Here is a 16273-nt window from a genome sequence, read left to right on the forward strand (position 1 = left end):
GGCTACGGCTGCTCTTCCCCCAGCAGGGCACGGGCCAGGTCGATGGGCTCGATCTCGACTCCCGCGAGATCGGCGTTGTAGTCGGGGCCCAGCATCTCGCCGCTCTGGTGCATGTGCTGAAGCGGCCCGGCCAGGAACTGGTCCAGCTCCAACGCCGCCGGCTCGTATGCCGCCCACGACCCTGTGGCGTGCTGGCGCGCATAGGCTGCAGCCGAATAGACCAGATGCACGGGGATGGGCTCGTCGTCCTCGGTCACGTAGTGGTTCGATTCGACCCACGCTCCCCGCGCCTCGGGTCCAATCAGCACCCAGAGTTCGCCTGATGTGCGCACCCTTTCGACGAAGCGGTGATAGCGGGCTTGCAGGTCCGCGTTCAAGTGGAGATTCACGCCACCACCCTAGCTCGCCGATCCCGACGAAAGTCAAGCAATATAAGCACAATTCAGCATGAATGACCGAAATTACGCAAATTACAATAATTTTCGGCGCATCACGGCTACAGATCCCGTCCAGATCCGGGTATCGGCACGAAATCTGAATAACCACAACCACTTTGCGCAGACAGAGGCCTGCCCCCACACTTGACTGGGTTGCGGTCTTATCCCAACTGGACCAGTTCGGATTCCATCTGGTCAAGATATCTCAACGTCTGGTCGCGAGGCTCGGTCGGCAATCCCAGCAGGACTCGTTCGACCCCCAGCGGCAGGTAGCCCTCGAGGTCGCTGACCTTCGTCTCATCCGACAGGCACACCGTCACCGCCACGTCCTCACCGGCCAGCGAGCGCAGTTCTTCGAGCGGACCGGCCAACAGCTGCGGCGACGGGCTAATCGCGATCCATCCGGCACCTAGGCGGGCGATGCGGCCAAAGCTTGCCGGCCCTCCCCCGATGTACAGCGGCGGATGGGGCTTGGTCACCGGCTTCGGCCAGCAGCAAATTGGGCCGAAATCGACATATTTCCCGTGATATTCGGCGTTGTCCTGGGTCCAGATCTCGATCATCGCGCCCAGCCGCTCATCGGTGACCCGTCCTCGCGCCGCCGGATCAACACCGTGATTGGCGACTTCTTCTCGCAGCCACCCCACACCCACACCGAAGCAGAACCTCCCGCCGGACACCACGTCCAGCGATGCCACCTCTTTGGCCGTCACGATCGGATCCCGCTCGGGGATCAACGCGATGCCGGTGCCCAAGACGAGTGACTCGGTCGCCACCGCCGCCGCCGTCAACGCCACGAACGGATCCAGCGTGCGGTAATACTTGCGCGGAATTGGCCCGCCGGGCGGATACGGGCTCTGATTGTTTACCGGGATGTGAGTGTGCTCGGCGAGGAACAGCGACTCGAACCCACGCTCTTCGAGTGCCGCGCCCAGCTCCGCAGGGCCGATGCCTTCATCGGTGACAAACGTCAGGACTCCGACACGCATGCTTGCTCCTACCCGAGTTGGGACGCACTGGCTTCGGTGGCCGGCCGCGCGGCACCCCAGAGCCCCACTCCGATACCGACGACTGCGCCGCCGAGGGCGACGATCTGCTGTAGCCGTTTCAGCTCGTCATGCACGCTGATCCCGCCGAGCAGGTCGGCTGCGTCCGCGCCAGCCGAAGCCAGGAACCAGCCACGGGTGTTCTTGCCGCGCACCGCAGCTGTCGCCAGCAGCCCTCCGATGAGGGCGTCGCGATAGCCCATCGACCGCAACAGCAGCCGCGCCGTCGGCGACGACTCCTGCGCACCCGCACCCCAAAGCCGGTTCGCCCGTACCGGGTCGACGAGAAATGAGATACCGGAGGCACAACGCAGACTGCCCGCAACCAGCGCGGCACGATCGATCGACATGGCACGCAAGCCTAGGAGGTAATCATCCGACAGGGAATGGACACGCCCGAGTGGCTGACCCGTCCGTAAGCTTGGTGAGATGAGCACTGCACCGGATCTGACCATCGCTCTGCAAAGCCACTTCTTGCGGGACTTGCCGGAGCTGGCCGTTCGCTGGCAGGCCGAGGTGCCGCCAGACGCGCGGCTGCTGGTGCTCAACGAACCGTTGGCGGGCGAGCTCAAACTCGACTCCACGTGGTTGCGCAGTTCCGAAGGAGTCCGGTTCCTGGTCGGCAGTCTGCTACCCAGCGGAGCGGTTCCGGTGGCGCAGGCCTACGCCGGGCACCAGTTCGGCGGGTTCGTCCCGCGGTTGGGCGACGGCCGCGCCCTGCTTCTCGGCGAGATCGCCGATACCGATGGGCGCCTGTACGACATTCACCTCAAAGGCTCCGGGCGCACCCCGTTCGCCCGCGGTGGCGACGGCCTGGCCGTGGTTGGGCCGATGTTGCGCGAATACATCGTCAGCGAGGCGATGCACGCGTTGGGCATCCCGACAACGCGGTCCCTGGCCGTCGTGGGTACCGGGCGCCAGGTTCAGCGCGAGACACCACTGCCCGGCGCCTTGCTTGTCCGGGTCGCCCGTAGCCACCTGCGGGTGGGCAGCTTCCAGTACGCGGCCGCTACCGGCGACGTCGAGTTGCTGCGGCGCCTCGCCGACTACGCCATCGCCCGCCACTACCCCGGCGCCGCGGATGCCGAGCGCCCCTACCTCGCGCTGTTCGAAGAGGTGGTCGCGGTCCAGGCCGCACTGCTGGCGCGCTGGATGTTGATCGGGTTCGTGCACGGGGTGATGAACACCGACAACATGACCATCTCGGGCGAAACCATTGACTACGGGCCGTGCGCCTTCATGGAGGCCTACGACCCCGAAACGGTGTTCAGCTCGATCGACCACTGGGGCCGCTACGCCTACGCCAACCAGCCCGTCCTCGCGGGCTGGAACCTGGCCCGCTTTGCCGAGGCCCTGCTGCCGCTGCTCGCCGACGACATGCAGGAGGGCATCGCCCTCGCCGAGAAGTCCTTCGGGGTATTCCGCACCCGCTACGACGCCGTCTGGTGCTCCGGTATGCGAGCCAAACTCGGCTTGCCGGCGGTGACCGAGGCCGAGGTGGTCAAGCCCCTGGCCGACGAGCTGCTGCAGCTCCTGCGGCAGGGCCAGGTCGACTACACCTCGTTCTTCCGGCACCTGGCGGCAGCGGCCCGTGGAGATGGCGGCGCGGCCCGCGCAATGTTTGACGCCCCAAGCGGATTCGACGACTGGCTGTCACGCTGGCAGAACCTGGGGCCGGATGCCGAATTGATGGACGGGGTCAATCCGATCTACATCCCCCGCAACCATCTCGTCGAGGAGGCTCTGACCGCGGCGACCGACGGCAACCTCGATCCGTTCCGCCGGCTCTTGGATGCGGTCACGGACCCCTATGTCGAAAGGCCTGGGCTCGAGCGCTACGCCGGCCCGGCGCCTGAGGATTTCGGCGCCTACCGGACCTACTGCGGCACCTGAAGCCCGCCGCGGACGCCACATTCTCGGGCGTTGCACCCGGCCAGGTCGCGCCAACGCCTAGTCTGCACGTACCCGGCCGCACCTGGCTGGGCCTGGCTGAACCCAACTGAGCAATGCCGCGCCCGATCGGCATCACCCGAGCGGGAGAAGGAGCGTAGGGATGACGTGGGAGATCGTGATGTTGACCATGTGCTTGATCGGCGCCGCCGTGGCGGCGTTGCTGTGGAAGTTCGCCGGCAATGACAAAGCGCGCCTACGCGGCAAGATCGTGACCCTCGGCGCCCTTGGGGCGGCGGTCCTGTTCTTCCTGATGGGCTGCTTCACCATCGTCGGGACCCGGCAGATCGCGATCGTCACCACCTTCGGCCGCCCCAACGGGGTGAGCCTGAACAACGGCTTCCACGGCAAATGGCCCTGGCAGATGACCCACCAATTGGACGGCGCGGTGCAGATCGACAAGTACGTCAAGGAAGGCAACAGCGACCAGCGCATCACCGTGCGGCTGGGCAACCAATCCACGGCCCTGGCCGACGTCAGTATCCGCTGGCAGCTCAAGCAGTCGGCCGCACCCGAACTCTTCCAGCAGTACAAAACCTTCGACAACGTGCGGGTCAACCTCATCGAGCGGAATCTGTCGGTTGCCCTCAACGAGGTGTTCGCCGCATTCAACCCACTGGACCCGCAAAACCTGGACGTGTCCCCTCTGCCCAACCTGGCCAAGCGAGCCGCCGACATCATGCGCCAGGACGTGGGCCGCCAAGTCGACATCTTCGACGTCAACGTTCCGACCATCCAGTACGACCAGGGCACCGAGGACAAGATCAACCAGCTCAACCAGCAGCGCGCGCAGACCTCGATCGCCGTGGAGGCGCAGCGCACCGCCGAGGCTCAGGCCAAGGCCAAGGCCAAGGCCAAGGCCAAGGCCAAGGCCAAGGCCAACGAGATCTTGTCCCGCTCAATCAGCAACGACCCCAACGTTGTGGTGCAGAACTGCATTACGGCCGCGATCAACAAGGGCATCAGCCCGCTGGGCTGCTGGCCGGGCAGCTCGGCTCTGCCGACCGTCTCGGTGCCCCCCGGACGGTAGCCATGCGCAGATGATCGCCATGAGAGGGTTGATCTGATGCACATTCCGTTCGCCGAGTTGATAGGCAGCCGTTTTGCTCGCCGTCACGCCGCACTGGACCTGGTCGACAAGATCGATGCCGAGACTCAGGACATCGATGATTCCCTCGACACCGTCGATCTCCCATCGGCCGAGCCGGCCCAGCTGCTGCAAAAGATGGAAAGCAGGCTGATCCGGCAGCACCTGGCCAACCCGGGCGTGTTGAGCGACGAGGAGCTGCGCTACATCCTCAACTTCGCCAGACTCGCCGACTTCGAACCGGGAGCCGCGGGTCCGGGCGGCAGCCGCGGACGCGGTGACATCTCGGTGGGCGCCGAAGTCGCTCCGTGGCGGTCCCGGGTCAGCGACACCCTGTATGGACCGCTGCGCGAAGAGCCAGATCCGATCACCGCGCTCAAGGCCGCACGCACCGCGCTCGACGGTTTGTCCGCCGACCAAGACGACCAACGGCGAGTGCTGATCGAACGCCACGGCAGCGACTTCTCTGCGGCCGAACTGGACTCCGAAGTCGGCTACAAGAAGCTCGTCACCATCCTCGGCGGCGGGGGCGGCGCGGGGTTCGTCTACATCGGCGGCATCCAGCGCCTCCTGGAGGCCGGCCAAACGCCTGACTACATGATCGGGTCGTCGTTCGGGTCGATCATCGGCAGTCTGGTGGCGCGTTGCCTGCCGGTGCCGATCGACGACTATGTGGAATGGGCCAAGACGGTGTCTTATCGCGCCATTCTGGGCCCCGAGCGGTTGCGCCGCCGCCACGGCTTGGCCGGGATGTTCGCCCTGCGCTTCGACCAATTCGCGCTATCGCTGCTCAGCCGTGAAGACAACATCCGGCTCCGCATGTCAGATCTGACGATTCCGTTCGATGTCGTGGTCTCCGGCGTGCGAAAGCAACCGTATTCCGCACTGCCATCCCGGTTTCGCCGTCCGGAACTGGCGGCGCTGCAACTGCGCTCACTGCCCTTCCAGCCCATCGGCATCGGCCCGCTGGTCGCAGCCCGAATGTGGCAGGTTTCCGCCTTCATCGACTTGCGGGTGGTCAAACCGATCGTGGTCAGCGGCGATGACCCCGATCGCGACTTCGACGTCGTCGACGCGGCGTCGTTTTCGTCTGCCGTTCCCGGCGTGCTGCACCACGAAACCAGTGATGACCGCATGCTCGACATGCTCGATGCCCTCTGCGCCGACCAAGACATCGCGGCGATCGTCGACGGCGGCGCGGCCAGCAACGTGCCGGTCGAATTGGCGTGGAAGCGGGTGCGTGACGGAAAGCTCGGCACCCGCAACGCGTGCTACCTGGCCTTTGATTGCTTCCATCCGCAGTGGGACTCCCGGCACATGTGGCTGGCCCCGATTACCCAGGCGATCCAGCTGCAGATGGTGCGCAATTTGCCGTATGCCGACCACCTGGTCAGGTTCCAGCCGACGCTGTCACCGATCAACCTGGCCCCCTCGGCCGGCGTCATCGACCGTGCCTACGAGTGGGGCCGCAGCAGCGTCGAGGACGCGATTCCGGTGACGACGGCACTATTGCGGCCGACGTGGTGGGAGGGTGATGGACCGCCGGTCGCCGAGCCCGCCGAGCACGCGAGTTCGGTGGCTTCATCGATGAGCTCGGTGATGGCGGCGATACACGCACCGACGGGCCGATTCGCCAGGTGGCGTGACCGTCACCTCACATAAAGCGGGCGCCCGCCGTTGGCCCGCATCGGGTGACGGAGTCGATGGCTACCATGGCCCTCATGGCCGAGCCGGTCCCGGCTTCCGACAAGACCGCCGCACTCGACGGCGACAAGACGGCAGCCGTCCCCAGTCCCGCACCCACCGACACGGTCGAGACGGCCTGGTCGCGCGAACAGGACGTCAGCGACGTCCGCGACCCCGGCCCAGACCTCCCCGATGTCCCGGACATCCCCGATGGTCGCGGCGAGGAGCTTGCTGCTGAACCGGCGTCGCTCGTCCAGTCCTGGCGCACCACCTTGGCCAGGGCCGCGGCCCTACTGTTGCTCGGTCTCGGGTTTGCGGCGGTGATCGTGATCGGTGGCTGGGCCCTGTCCACGGAGAGCTCGCCGGGCAAGGCCTCGAAGCCGCGGTCGGTCACCCAGATTGCGCCAACGCCGACGTCCGCCCCAACCACCACGACGACGATCGCCTCAACTCCTGAGCAGGACAGCGCCTACATCGCAGCGCTCAACGACCGGGGTATCTCCTTCGCCAATCCCAACGCAGCGATCTACAACGGCAAGTTGGTGTGCGAGAACTTCCGTCGTGGGCTCACTGTGGACGAGATCGTCGCGGCATTTCGTTCGAGCAATCCGGCCCTCAGCAACCACGCTGGCGACTACGTCGACATCTCGATGCGCACATATTGCCCGTAAAAGGCGGCTCATCCCCCTCACCCACAATGCACTGCCGCGCAGGTAGCTAACACATGTCCAACATTGCAGCGACGATGAAATGTCGGCTGCGGGTGTCCCGGAAGCGCCTGGTGGGTACCTACGGATCTATGACGCATCCGAACAGCCCGGGCACCCGCCGCCAGGCGGACCTGAGTAGCCGGCTTACGCGGCGCCGGCACAAGCTTGCTCCGGATCCTGGCATTCGGCGTGCCATCCTGGTCGCCGCGTCGATGTCGGTTCGCGAACATGGGGTTCGTGGACTTAGCGTCGCGACCGTCCTGGACCGGGCCCAACTCAGCACCCGGGCGTTCTACCGGCATTTCGAGTCGAAAGACCAACTGGTAGCCACGATGTTCCTCGAGGTCGCCCGGGTCGAAGCGGTGCGGCTCAGAACGCTCATGGCCAAAGCGACAAATCCGATCGAAGGAGTGGCTGCCTGGATCGACGGCCGCCTCGACTTGGCTTTCGACGACGCGGTCAAGGCGGACCTGCGTCACCTGTCCATGGATGCTCAATCACATCTGCTCAACGCCCCCGAGCTGGTCGAACCCGCATACGCCGAAACGCTTGAGCCGCTCATCGAGCAGCTTCACCTCGGCGTGGCCCAGGAAGTGTTCCACGACGTCGACCCGCACAGCGAGGCGCGCTCCATTCAGGGCGTGGTGTGGGCCAACACGGAACAGCAGTGGGCCTCCGGGGATTGCCGACGCGACGAGGTTCGCGAGAGCACGGTGCGATTTTGCCTGCGCGGACTGGGCGTTGCGCCGGACACCATTGCGCAGATCACCGCGCCAGACTGACATGTGAGGCGCCCGCCCGCAGAGGAGATGCGATGGACCTGGGCTTCAGCGGTTCCAAGGCCGTCGTCACCGGAGGCAGCAAAGGCATGGGCCTGGCCATCGCCGAAACCCTGGCCGCCGAAGGAGCCAGCGTGGCGGTGATCGCCCGTGGCAAGCGGGCACTGGACAGCGCCGTGGAAAGGCTAAGTCAGGCCGGCGCTCCCGACGCGATGGCGATCAGCGCGGACATGGCCGACGCCGCATCGATCACCAGCGCCTTCGCCGCCGTCTCCGAACGCTGGGGGCAACTCAATTGCCTGGTGCACACGATCGGACCGGGCGACGGGTACTTCGAGGAACTCGACGACGCCGCTTGGGATGCCGCGTTCACGCTGGGCACGATGTCGGGGGTCCGGGCGATTCGCGCCGCGTTGCCCTTGCTGCGCGCCGCGGACTGGGCCCGCGTTGTGACGCTGTCCGCGCACTCAATTCAGCGACAGAACCCACGCCTGGTCGCCTACACGGCCTCGAAGGCGGCCCTGTCCAGCGTGACCAAGAACCTGTCGAAGAGCCTGGCCAAGGACGGCATCCTGGTGAACTGCGTGTGCCCGGGAACCATCGTCACGGCCAGCTTTACCGAACAGCTCAAAGACCTGCTGGCCGCCGACGGACTCGATGCCACCAACCCGTACGACGTCATGGCCTGGATTGACAAATACTTTCACCAGCCGTGCGATCTGGGCCGCGCCGGCCTTCCCGAGGAGGTCGCTTCCATCACCGCCTACCTGGTGTCGCGGCGCAACGGCTATGTGACCGGCGCGACGGTGAATGCCGACGGCGGCTCGGACTTCATTTGACGGCGCACGCCGGCGCCTAACCCACCCGACGAAACGGCAGCAGGTGCACGAGCGTGACCGCTACTGCCCCGACAATCAGTCCGAGCGCCGCCGACACGCCGGTATTGACCAGCCAGGCCACGACGGTACCTAGGGACCCGACCGCGTGGCGCACCTGTTCATCGAGATGATGCACCAAGCCGTATGGGGTGTGCCAACCGATCTGATCGCTGCCCACCAACAGGATGTGGCCACCCACACACAGCATCGCAACCGTTCCGACCGCCGCGATCATGGACAACAACCTGGGCGTCCCAGCGACCAGGGCGCGACCGAGCCGCTGCCCGAACCGAGACGACGTCTCGGCCAGCCGCAGCCCAACATCGTCCATCTTGACGATCGCCGCCACCACCCCATACACCGCGCCAGTGATCACCAGCGCAACGACGATCAGGACGACAAGCCTTGGCAGAAAAGCCAAGTCGGCCACTTCGCTGAGCGCGATCACCATGATCTCGGCGGAGAGGATGACGTCGGTCCGGATCGCCCCGGTCACCACTTGCTGTTCGTCTTTCGGCCTCCTGGCCTGGGCACCGTTGCCGCGCAGCGCACTCCACAGTTTCTCCGCGCCTTCGTAACACAGGTATGTGGCGCCGAGCATCAGGATTGGACTCAACAGCCACGGGACGAACTGGCTAAGCAGCATCGCGCCGGGAAGGATGAACACCAACTTGTTGCGCAGCGAGCCGAGCGCAATGCGTTTGATGATCGGCAGTTCGCGCTCGGCGGTGATGCCGTGCACGAATTGTGGCGTTACCGCGGTGTCATCGACCACTACGCCTGCCGCCTTGGCGGTCGCGCGAGCCGCGGCCGAACCGACGTCGTCCACCGAGGCCGCGGCCAGCCGCGCCAGGGCAGCGACGTCATCGAGCAGCCCGAACAGGCCTGCGCTCATCGGCTCTCCCCCATGGCGACCGAGGTTACCGCGTGTTGCCGAAGTCGTCGGTGCGGGCAATCGACCCCTCTGACCGGCGAGTGCGGCCTCAAAGTGCGGCGCGAAATGGCCCAACGCCGCACCTACCATGCCTCTCGCGGGGCTTTTATCTGCTTACCGGGAAATTTTTCGAGGAATCGCCACACGGGACTTGTGCGGCATAGGTGATGGGGTTTGCAGTACTTACCAGCACCACTTCTCAGAGATTCAAATCGAAGTGGATCCGCAGCTCCCTTAAAAGGAGTCCCGGACTCAGCAAAACCCGCACCCCCCTCAAAAGGAGGCTCGGAAAGTTTTGCATGGGCTATATCTCGCCGTGGCTTGTCGAATTCCCCTTTCCTGGGGAATTCGATTAGTCCAATTTCGGCTATGCCTTGTTCCGATCCTTTTGGGCGTGCGATGGAAATGTCGCCCCTCCAGTCGAGAAATTGCCGGAGGAATCGTGACTCAAGACCACATTGTGACTGAGCGGCCACCTGCGACCAGGAATGATACCGCGGGCAACGCAACCGCCCGCACGTATGAAGTCCGCACTCTCGGCTGCTTGATGAACGCTCACGACTCCGAGCGCATGGCGGGTTTGCTTGAAGACGCCGGGTACATCAAAGCCGACCCGGGCGCGCCTGCAGACCTGGTGGTATTCAACACCTGCGCGGTGCGTGAAAACGCCGACAACAAGCTCTACGGCTCGCTAGCGCACCTGGCTCCGATCAAGGCGAGCCGGCCCGGCATGCAAATCGCGGTCGGCGGATGCCTGGCCCAAAAAGACCGCCACATCGTGCTCGACCGGGCACCATGGGTTGACGTCGTCTTCGGCACACACAACATCGGCTCACTGCCGGTGCTCTTGGAACGCTCTCGGCACAACCAAGACGCGCAAGTCGAGATTCTCGAATCACTGCGGACATTCCCTTCGGCGCTGCCCGCGGCACGGGATTCAGCCTATGCCGCGTGGGTGTCGATCTCGGTGGGCTGCAACAACAGCTGCACCTTCTGCATCGTCCCGTCGCTACGCGGCAAGGAAGCCGACCGCCGCCCCGGCGACATCCTCGCCGAGGTGCAGGCCCTGGTAGAGCAGGGCGTGCTGGAAGTAACCCTGCTCGGCCAAAACGTCAACTCCTACGGCGTCAATTTCGCAGACCCGGACCCTTCGACGGGCGAGGCACCACTGCCTAGGGATCGAGGTGCGTTTGCGCAGCTGCTACGCGCTTGCGGCCGGATCGAGGGTCTAGAGCGCATCCGGTTCACCTCACCGCACCCGGCCGAATTCACCGACGACGTGATCCTGGCGATGGCCGAAACTCCGGCTGTGTGCCCGCATCTACACATGCCGCTGCAATCGGGTTCGGACCAGATCCTCAAGGCCATGCGCCGCTCCTACCGGCGCGATCGCTACCTGGGCATCATCGATAAGGTCCGTGCCGCGATACCGCACGCGGCCATCACCACCGACATGATAGTCGGCTTTCCCGGCGAAACCGAACATGACTTCGAGCAGACCCTCGACGTGGTACAAAAAGCGCGGTTCACAAGCGCATTCACCTTCCAATACTCGCCTCGGCCAGGCACACCCGCGGCGGACATGCCCGACCAGATTCCCAAGAACGTCGTCCAGCAGCGCTTCGAGCGGCTGGTGGCGCTGCAAGAGCGAATCTCCTTGGAGGGCAACCGATCCCTGGTCGGGACCCGGCAGGAACTGCTGGTGGTCGCAGGAGAGGGCCGCAAAAACGCCACCACGGCGCGAATCAGCGGGCGGGCCCGCGACGGCCGACTCGTCCACTTCCGTCCGGACAGCGCCGACGGTTCGGTCCGGCCGGGTGACTTGGTGGATGTCGAAATCACCGATGCCGCACCGCACCATCTGATCGCAGACGGGCCGCTGCTGCAGCAGCGCAGGACCCCCGCAGGTGATGCCAGCGAACGCGGCCAGACCCCGACAACGCGTGGCGTCGGGCTGGGGGTATCCCGAATCACGGTTGCCCAAGCCCAAATCCCCAGTTCCGGTACGCATCCCGACACCGCGTGCCGTTAGCGGCGGGGGCCCACCGATGAAGCTCCTGGCCTTTACCGCACCTACGCCGCTTTCTCCCCCGCTACCCGTGCGGCCGCAGCGGTGGACAACCACGGACGGCGACTGTGCAAAGTCACTGCCGCATCGAAGTCCTTGCGCAACCAACAGCAGTGGGCGATTGGCATTTTCAAGTGAGGGAGGGTGATCGACTTGAGTACTGGTGAGATAGTAGCCGGCTTGAGTGAAGCGCGGCGGATGTCCATTGCCGCGCTCTACGACCGGAAGACCCGCGATTGCGACGGGCTCAACGCAATGCTCGCGTCGCGCGATGGATTGTTTTTCAATCACAACGGCATCGACCTGCCGGACGGTCCGGCGCCGATGCAGGAGAAGGCTCGACTGGACTGGTTGCACCGCTCCGAGGCCGAGCTGGTCAGCTTTGGCCTGAAGTTCCTCGGTAAACCGCCTTCGGATGGCACCGTGATAGATGCCGGCTGTGGGGCCGGGGGCGGCGCGATCATGATTCACCAGCGATTCGGGTGTGCCGTGGAAGGCGTGACAGTGTCGCCTGAGCAGGCGCGGTTCGCCGCCGCAACGGCCCTGGTGCGCGGCGTGGAAGACCAGGTCAGGTTCAGGGTCGGCGACATGCTCGAGGTTGACCGCCGCTTGGGTTCCGGCCAGATCCGACACCGCTATCAAGCCGTGTGGGCGTGCGAAAGCACTGAGCACGTCGATGATCTGGGGTTGATGTTCACCACGTTTGGCCGAGTGCTGGTCGCGGGTGGGCAAATCGTAGTGGTCGCGTGGTGCGCGGGCCGGGGTCGGGCCGCCGAAAGCGTCAAGCAGCGCGTCGATGACCAATACTGCACGAACATTCACGAGCCGGCCGACTACCGGCGAGCGGCAGACGAGGCCGGGTTGATCACTTGTCGGCAGGTGGATTTGACCGGACTCACCGTCCCATACTGGAAGACACGGCTGGAGTCGGCGCACGTGACCGGCACCGAAGAGTTGATGCATTCGGCATTTGCGCAGCGGCTGATGACATACGAGTTGTTTTCGTTCAAGACGCCAGGCGAACCGTGACCGATCACGACTGTCCATCCCGGCTGGGATCAACGCCATCGCGTAGGCAACCGGCCCCGCCCTACGGAATGTGACAGACACCATGTTGGCCCGTTTCGGCCCACACGATCAGCAGCTGCGCGACGATCCGTACGCGGTTTACGCGACCTATCGTCAGGCGGATCCGGTGCATTGGGGACAACCGTTCAAACCCGGCGACAACGGATGCTGGTACCTGTTTCGACACGATCATGTCGTTGCGATGCTGAGGGACCCTCGGTTTCGCCGCAAATTGGTTCCGGCCGATCCTCTGGCATCCGGGCGAGTGTTTGGCGCGCCCCGCGGTTTCGCCGAATTGTCGGGTCGGCTGTTGCTGTCACTGGATCCGCCCCATCATGGGCGTCTGCGTTCCATCGTGGCGCCCACGTTCACACCTTCGGCAATCGAGTCTTACCGGATGATCGCGGCCAAGGCCGCGGATCGGCTGATCGACGGGCTCGACGAGGCGACTGCGTTCGACGTGATCGACAACTATGCCGTTCCTCTGTCAATGACATTGATAGCAGCGATGCTGGGCTTGACCGCCGACGAGTTGCATCCGGACCTTCCGGTGTGGGTCTCTCGGTTTGGCGATGGGTTCGATCTGCGCAAGGAACCTGCGGCCATAGCGAGAGCCGACGATGCCGCCGCGAACATGTTGTGGTTCTTCGAGACCGCCGCGGCCAGCCACGATCGGTTACGACCGGGGCTGATCAGCGCCCTGATCGCGGCCCGCGAGGCCGGTCAGCTGACGCACGAAGAACTGCTGGCCCTTTGTGTGCAGCTCATGTTCGCCGCACACGGGACGACGGTTGCGCAGATCGGCAACATGATCGCGGATCTGTGGACGCGCCCTGACCAGCTGGCATTACTGCGGGCGCATCCGGAGCTGATGGCAGCTGCGGTCAACGAGAGTTTGCGTTTCAACGGCTCGGTTCAGTCCACGGCGGCACGCAAGCCCATCGAAGACGTCACGCTCGGCGGCGCGCACATTCGTGCGGGGCAACCGGTGATCGCCTTCGTAGGCGCAGCCAACCGGGATCCGAAGGTGTTCGAGGGGCCGGACCGATTCGACATCACCCGTGCCCGAGGCGCAGCGGTCATGTTCGGCGCTGGAATTCATTACTGCCTTGGGGCACGCTTGGCCCGCCTCGAATGCCAGATCGCAGTGGGAACTCTGATGCGTCGGCTACCACGGCTGACATTGACCGAGAGGACCCAACTGCACCGCCACACCAACATCGTGTTGCCCGCGCTGTTGCACCTGAAGGCAGTAACGGCGGCGTGATCCCGTCAGCGAACCGCTTGCGCTTGTTCTCCTGGCCGCGGGGCAAGGCGCTGCACAGCTGCCTGTACGCGGAGGTGCAGCAGTTTTACGCACGGCAGATGAGGCTACTGGACCTGCGTGACATCGGCTCCCACGCAAAGACGTTCACCAAGGACGCCACGTTCGAGCACATCCCCGGCGCCGGCCCGGTCTCGACACGCGCAGCAATCGAGAAAGCCCTGCTGAAGTGGGACAGCAGAGCTGGGGATGCGATTCAACGACGGCACTGGTTGTCGATGATCGACTTGGCGTCGCGTAGTGCCGGCGTGATCGAGGCATCTGCCTATCTGATCGAAATCAACACTCGTCCCGGTACCAAGCCGGCGATCGCCCAAAGTTGCGTGATCCACGACAAGTTGACCCGCGTCAGCGGACAACTTCTGATCAGTTCGAGGAAGGTACTGGAGGACGGTCTGTGACTCGAGACCTGCCGGCACAACGCACGGCCAGCCGAATCTACGACCTGCACAGCGGCGGCTCCCTGCTGGACGCCGACGAATCCGCGCGGGTGACCGGATTGCTCGAGGAGGCGGGATTCGTTGACGCTGGGCCCAGACCTGCCTGGCGCGCTCGGACCGATGGCCGTACGACGATTTGCGTCTACTGCGCTTCCGGCGGCGACAACCCCGCCGACCTGAGCCTGGCCGCCGCCGTGGGCACCGAAATCGGTAGACGCGGATGGCGATTGATCTCTGGAGGCGGCACCATCGCCATGATGGGCGCGGTGGCCCGCGCGGCCAGAACCGCCGGAGCCCACACCACAGGCGTAATCCCGAGAATTCTCCTGCAATCCGAACTTGCTGACCTCGGTGCCGATGAGCTGATCGTCACCGACACACTCACCCAACGCAAACACCTCATGGGCGAACGCGCTGACGGGTTCCTGACGCTGCCCGGCGGTCTGGGCACCCTCGAAGAGCTGCTCGAATGCTGGACCGCGGCCAGCCTCGGCATACATCACAAGCCCGTAGTCCTGCTGGACCCCGCCGGACACTACCGCGGACTGCTCGACTGGCTCGAAGAACTGCGGCAGCAAGGCTTCGTGCGCACCGCCGCGATCGATCGGCTCATCGTCACGACCGACGTCGACAGCGCATTCAGCAACCTCTGCCCATCAACTCGGTCGGCGTTCGCGTCGTCTGGGGAGGCCAGCGTCTCAGAGCGGACCCATGCGCATTATTAGGCCATTTGACTGATCCCAGCGCGGCCGCCGAACGCAACCCTTGTGGTGTCACCGCTAGCAAGCAGGACCACCGCAGGGGAGCACGGGATGGCACGCATGCCGACATCGATTCGCCCCACTGCTGACCCTCCGACAGGCGCTGTTGAGGCAAGATAGCAGGCAGAGGATATGAGACCACTAACGATCATCGGACCAACGGGAACCGGCAAGTCAGACTTAGCGATCGAGATTGCGGACCGACTCAGCGGCAAGATCGCCGTGGAGATCGTGAACGCCGACGCGTACCAGCTCTACCGCGGCATGGATATCGGCACCGGCAAGGTGCCGCTGGCCCAGCGCCGCGGCATACCGCATCACCAACTCGACGTGCTCGACGTCACCGAAACCGCCACTGTCGCGGGCTACCAGCGTTCGGCTGCAGCTGACATCGAAGCGATCGCCTCACGCGGAGCGCTGCCGCTGCTGGTCGGGGGCTCGATGCTCTACGTCCAGTCGCTGCTCGATGACTGGGCCTTTCCGGCGAAAGACCCAGCGATCCGAGCCCGCTGGGAGCGACGTCTCGCTCAGGCCGGGCCGGCCAGGTTGCATGCCGAGCTGGTCCGCCGCGACCCTGCCGCGGCCGCAGTCATCCCGCTCAACGACGCCCGCCGTACGGTGCGTGCGCTGGAAGTGGTCGAAATCACCGGTCGCCCGTATGCCGCCTCCGCTCCACGCATCGGCAGCCCTCGCTGGGATAGCGCGATCATCGGATTAGATTGCGAGACAAAGGTTCTTGATGAACGGCTAGCGGCACGAACCAAAGCCATGTTCGATCGAGGCCTGATCGAAGAGGTGATCTCGCTACTCCCCTGCGGCCTGGCCAGGGGGGTCACCGCTTCACTCGCGTTGGGGTACGCCCAAGTCATGGAGGCGCTCAAGGCCGGCGCAGACACTCAAGCCCTGGATCGTGCGCGCCAACAAACCTGTCTGGCCACTCGACGCTATGTCCGACGGCAGCGGTCGTGGTTTCGGCGAGACCGCAGGGTGCGTTGGCTCGATGCCACGGTGTCCACCGCGGCCCACCGCACGGCCATCATCGAAGCGGTGTTGGGCGCCTGGCGGCGGGCATCATGAGGCTCCCCGACGCGGGTTGAATCAGCGC

The 16273-nt window shown here is 64.9% G+C and carries 16 protein-coding genes; 12 read left to right on the forward strand and 4 right to left on the reverse strand.

All coding sequences use genetic code 11. The annotated features are described in order from the left end of the window. Positions 1-2 precede the first annotated feature (2 nt). The 3 genes from MPSD_RS21135 to MPSD_RS21145 form a co-directional block, all read right to left on the reverse strand. Positions 3-389: a DUF2750 domain-containing protein gene (locus MPSD_RS21135; RefSeq protein WP_020786403.1), complete on the reverse strand. Its 387-nt coding sequence runs from the start codon at positions 387-389 to the stop codon at positions 3-5. Positions 390-598: 209 nt separating this feature from the next. Then, complete coding sequence (locus MPSD_RS21140; RefSeq protein ID WP_086085032.1) at positions 599-1426, reverse strand: LLM class F420-dependent oxidoreductase; 828 nt, start codon at positions 1424-1426, stop codon at positions 599-601. Between the two features lie 8 nt (positions 1427-1434). Further along, on the reverse strand, positions 1435-1833 hold the full coding sequence (locus MPSD_RS21145; RefSeq protein WP_012393410.1) for a DUF4267 domain-containing protein: 399 nt from the start codon (positions 1831-1833) through the stop codon (positions 1435-1437). Between the two features lie 79 nt (positions 1834-1912). Here MPSD_RS21145 and MPSD_RS21150 point away from each other — a divergent pair, with 79 nt between their 5' ends. The 6 genes from MPSD_RS21150 to MPSD_RS21175 all read left to right on the forward strand — a co-directional run bounded on the left by MPSD_RS21150 (position 1913) and on the right by MPSD_RS21175 (position 8534). Then, on the forward strand, positions 1913-3376 hold the full coding sequence (locus MPSD_RS21150) for a protein adenylyltransferase SelO (protein WP_020786402.1): 1464 nt from the start codon (positions 1913-1915) through the stop codon (positions 3374-3376). Positions 3377-3536: 160 nt separating this feature from the next. Further along, positions 3537-4463, forward strand: a complete 927-nt coding sequence (locus tag MPSD_RS21155) for an Rv3090 family protease (RefSeq protein WP_086085033.1) — start codon at positions 3537-3539, stop codon at positions 4461-4463. Between the two features lie 36 nt (positions 4464-4499). Further along, positions 4500-6182 carry a patatin-like phospholipase family protein gene (locus MPSD_RS21160; protein ID WP_086085034.1) on the forward strand — a complete coding sequence of 561 codons (1683 nt, stop codon included), beginning with the start codon at positions 4500-4502 and terminating at the stop codon, positions 6180-6182. Between the two features lie 59 nt (positions 6183-6241). After that, positions 6242-6877: a DUF732 domain-containing protein gene (locus MPSD_RS21165; RefSeq protein ID WP_020732315.1), complete on the forward strand. Its 636-nt coding sequence runs from the start codon at positions 6242-6244 to the stop codon at positions 6875-6877. Positions 6878-6930: 53 nt separating this feature from the next. After that, positions 6931-7698, forward strand: a complete 768-nt coding sequence (locus MPSD_RS21170) for a TetR/AcrR family transcriptional regulator (protein WP_086085035.1) — start codon at positions 6931-6933, stop codon at positions 7696-7698. A 32-nt stretch (positions 7699-7730) separates the two neighbouring features. Beyond that, the gene (locus tag MPSD_RS21175; protein WP_015355012.1) at positions 7731-8534 is read left to right on the forward strand and encodes an SDR family NAD(P)-dependent oxidoreductase; all 804 of its coding nucleotides are present in this window, start codon (positions 7731-7733) and stop codon (positions 8532-8534) included. 16 nt (positions 8535-8550) lie between these two features. On the opposite strand, the gene MPSD_RS21180 is transcribed toward MPSD_RS21175, so the two are convergent. Further along, positions 8551-9468: a DUF808 domain-containing protein gene (locus tag MPSD_RS21180; RefSeq protein WP_086085036.1), complete on the reverse strand. Its 918-nt coding sequence runs from the start codon at positions 9466-9468 to the stop codon at positions 8551-8553. Positions 9469-10054: 586 nt separating this feature from the next. Between MPSD_RS21180 and miaB the strand changes: the two genes are divergently transcribed. From miaB to miaA, 6 genes are all read left to right on the forward strand, one after another. Then, complete coding sequence (gene miaB / locus MPSD_RS21185; RefSeq protein WP_232022614.1) at positions 10055-11539, forward strand: tRNA (N6-isopentenyl adenosine(37)-C2)-methylthiotransferase MiaB; 1485 nt, start codon at positions 10055-10057, stop codon at positions 11537-11539. A gap of 180 nt (positions 11540-11719) precedes the next feature. Then, on the forward strand, positions 11720-12604 hold the full coding sequence (locus MPSD_RS21190) for a methyltransferase domain-containing protein (RefSeq protein WP_020786396.1): 885 nt from the start codon (positions 11720-11722) through the stop codon (positions 12602-12604). Positions 12605-12674: 70 nt separating this feature from the next. Continuing rightward, a complete protein-coding gene (locus tag MPSD_RS21195) occupies positions 12675-13910 on the forward strand; it encodes a cytochrome P450 (RefSeq protein WP_232022615.1) in 1236 nt (411 codons plus the stop codon). After that, on the forward strand, positions 13907-14368 hold the full coding sequence (locus tag MPSD_RS21200; RefSeq protein WP_012393399.1) for a nuclear transport factor 2 family protein: 462 nt from the start codon (positions 13907-13909) through the stop codon (positions 14366-14368). Before MPSD_RS21195 ends, MPSD_RS21200 begins: the two co-directional genes overlap by 4 nt. A 173-nt stretch (positions 14369-14541) precedes the next feature. Continuing rightward, entirely contained in the window at positions 14542-15132 is a 591-nt protein-coding gene (locus MPSD_RS21205) for an LOG family protein (protein WP_231991586.1), read from the forward strand. 168 nt (positions 15133-15300) lie between these two features. Next, on the forward strand, positions 15301-16245 hold the full coding sequence (gene miaA, locus MPSD_RS21210; RefSeq protein ID WP_086085038.1) for a tRNA (adenosine(37)-N6)-dimethylallyltransferase MiaA: 945 nt from the start codon (positions 15301-15303) through the stop codon (positions 16243-16245). The last annotated feature ends 28 nt before the right edge of the window (positions 16246-16273 follow it).

Origin of the sequence: Mycobacterium pseudoshottsii JCM 15466 (assembly GCF_003584745.1) — a bacterium.
Taxonomy (GTDB): domain Bacteria; phylum Actinomycetota; class Actinomycetes; order Mycobacteriales; family Mycobacteriaceae; genus Mycobacterium; species Mycobacterium marinum.

What these genes read in the sequence shown, in the direction of transcription:
- miaB (WP_232022614.1), top strand. Translation starts at nt 10,055, where the DNA reads ATGAACGCTCACGACTCCGAGCGCATGGCGGGTTTGCTTGAAGACGCC.
- MPSD_RS21155 (WP_086085033.1), top strand. Translation starts at nt 3,537, where the DNA reads ATGACGTGGGAGATCGTGATGTTGACCATGTGCTTGATCGGCGCCGCC.
- MPSD_RS21150 (WP_020786402.1), top strand. Translation starts at nt 1,913, where the DNA reads ATGAGCACTGCACCGGATCTGACCATCGCTCTGCAAAGCCACTTCTTG.
- MPSD_RS21160 (WP_086085034.1), top strand. Translation starts at nt 4,500, where the DNA reads ATGCACATTCCGTTCGCCGAGTTGATAGGCAGCCGTTTTGCTCGCCGT.
- MPSD_RS21170 (WP_086085035.1), top strand. Translation starts at nt 6,931, where the DNA reads ATGTCCAACATTGCAGCGACGATGAAATGTCGGCTGCGGGTGTCCCGG.
- MPSD_RS21140 (WP_086085032.1), bottom strand. Translation starts at nt 1,426, where the DNA reads ATGCGTGTCGGAGTCCTGACGTTTGTCACCGATGAAGGCATCGGCCCT.
- MPSD_RS21180 (WP_086085036.1), bottom strand. Translation starts at nt 9,468, where the DNA reads ATGAGCGCAGGCCTGTTCGGGCTGCTCGATGACGTCGCTGCCCTGGCG.
- MPSD_RS21175 (WP_015355012.1), top strand. Translation starts at nt 7,731, where the DNA reads ATGGACCTGGGCTTCAGCGGTTCCAAGGCCGTCGTCACCGGAGGCAGC.
- MPSD_RS21165 (WP_020732315.1), top strand. Translation starts at nt 6,242, where the DNA reads ATGGCCGAGCCGGTCCCGGCTTCCGACAAGACCGCCGCACTCGACGGC.
- MPSD_RS21145 (WP_012393410.1), bottom strand. Translation starts at nt 1,833, where the DNA reads ATGTCGATCGATCGTGCCGCGCTGGTTGCGGGCAGTCTGCGTTGTGCC.
- miaA (WP_086085038.1), top strand. Translation starts at nt 15,301, where the DNA reads ATGAGACCACTAACGATCATCGGACCAACGGGAACCGGCAAGTCAGAC.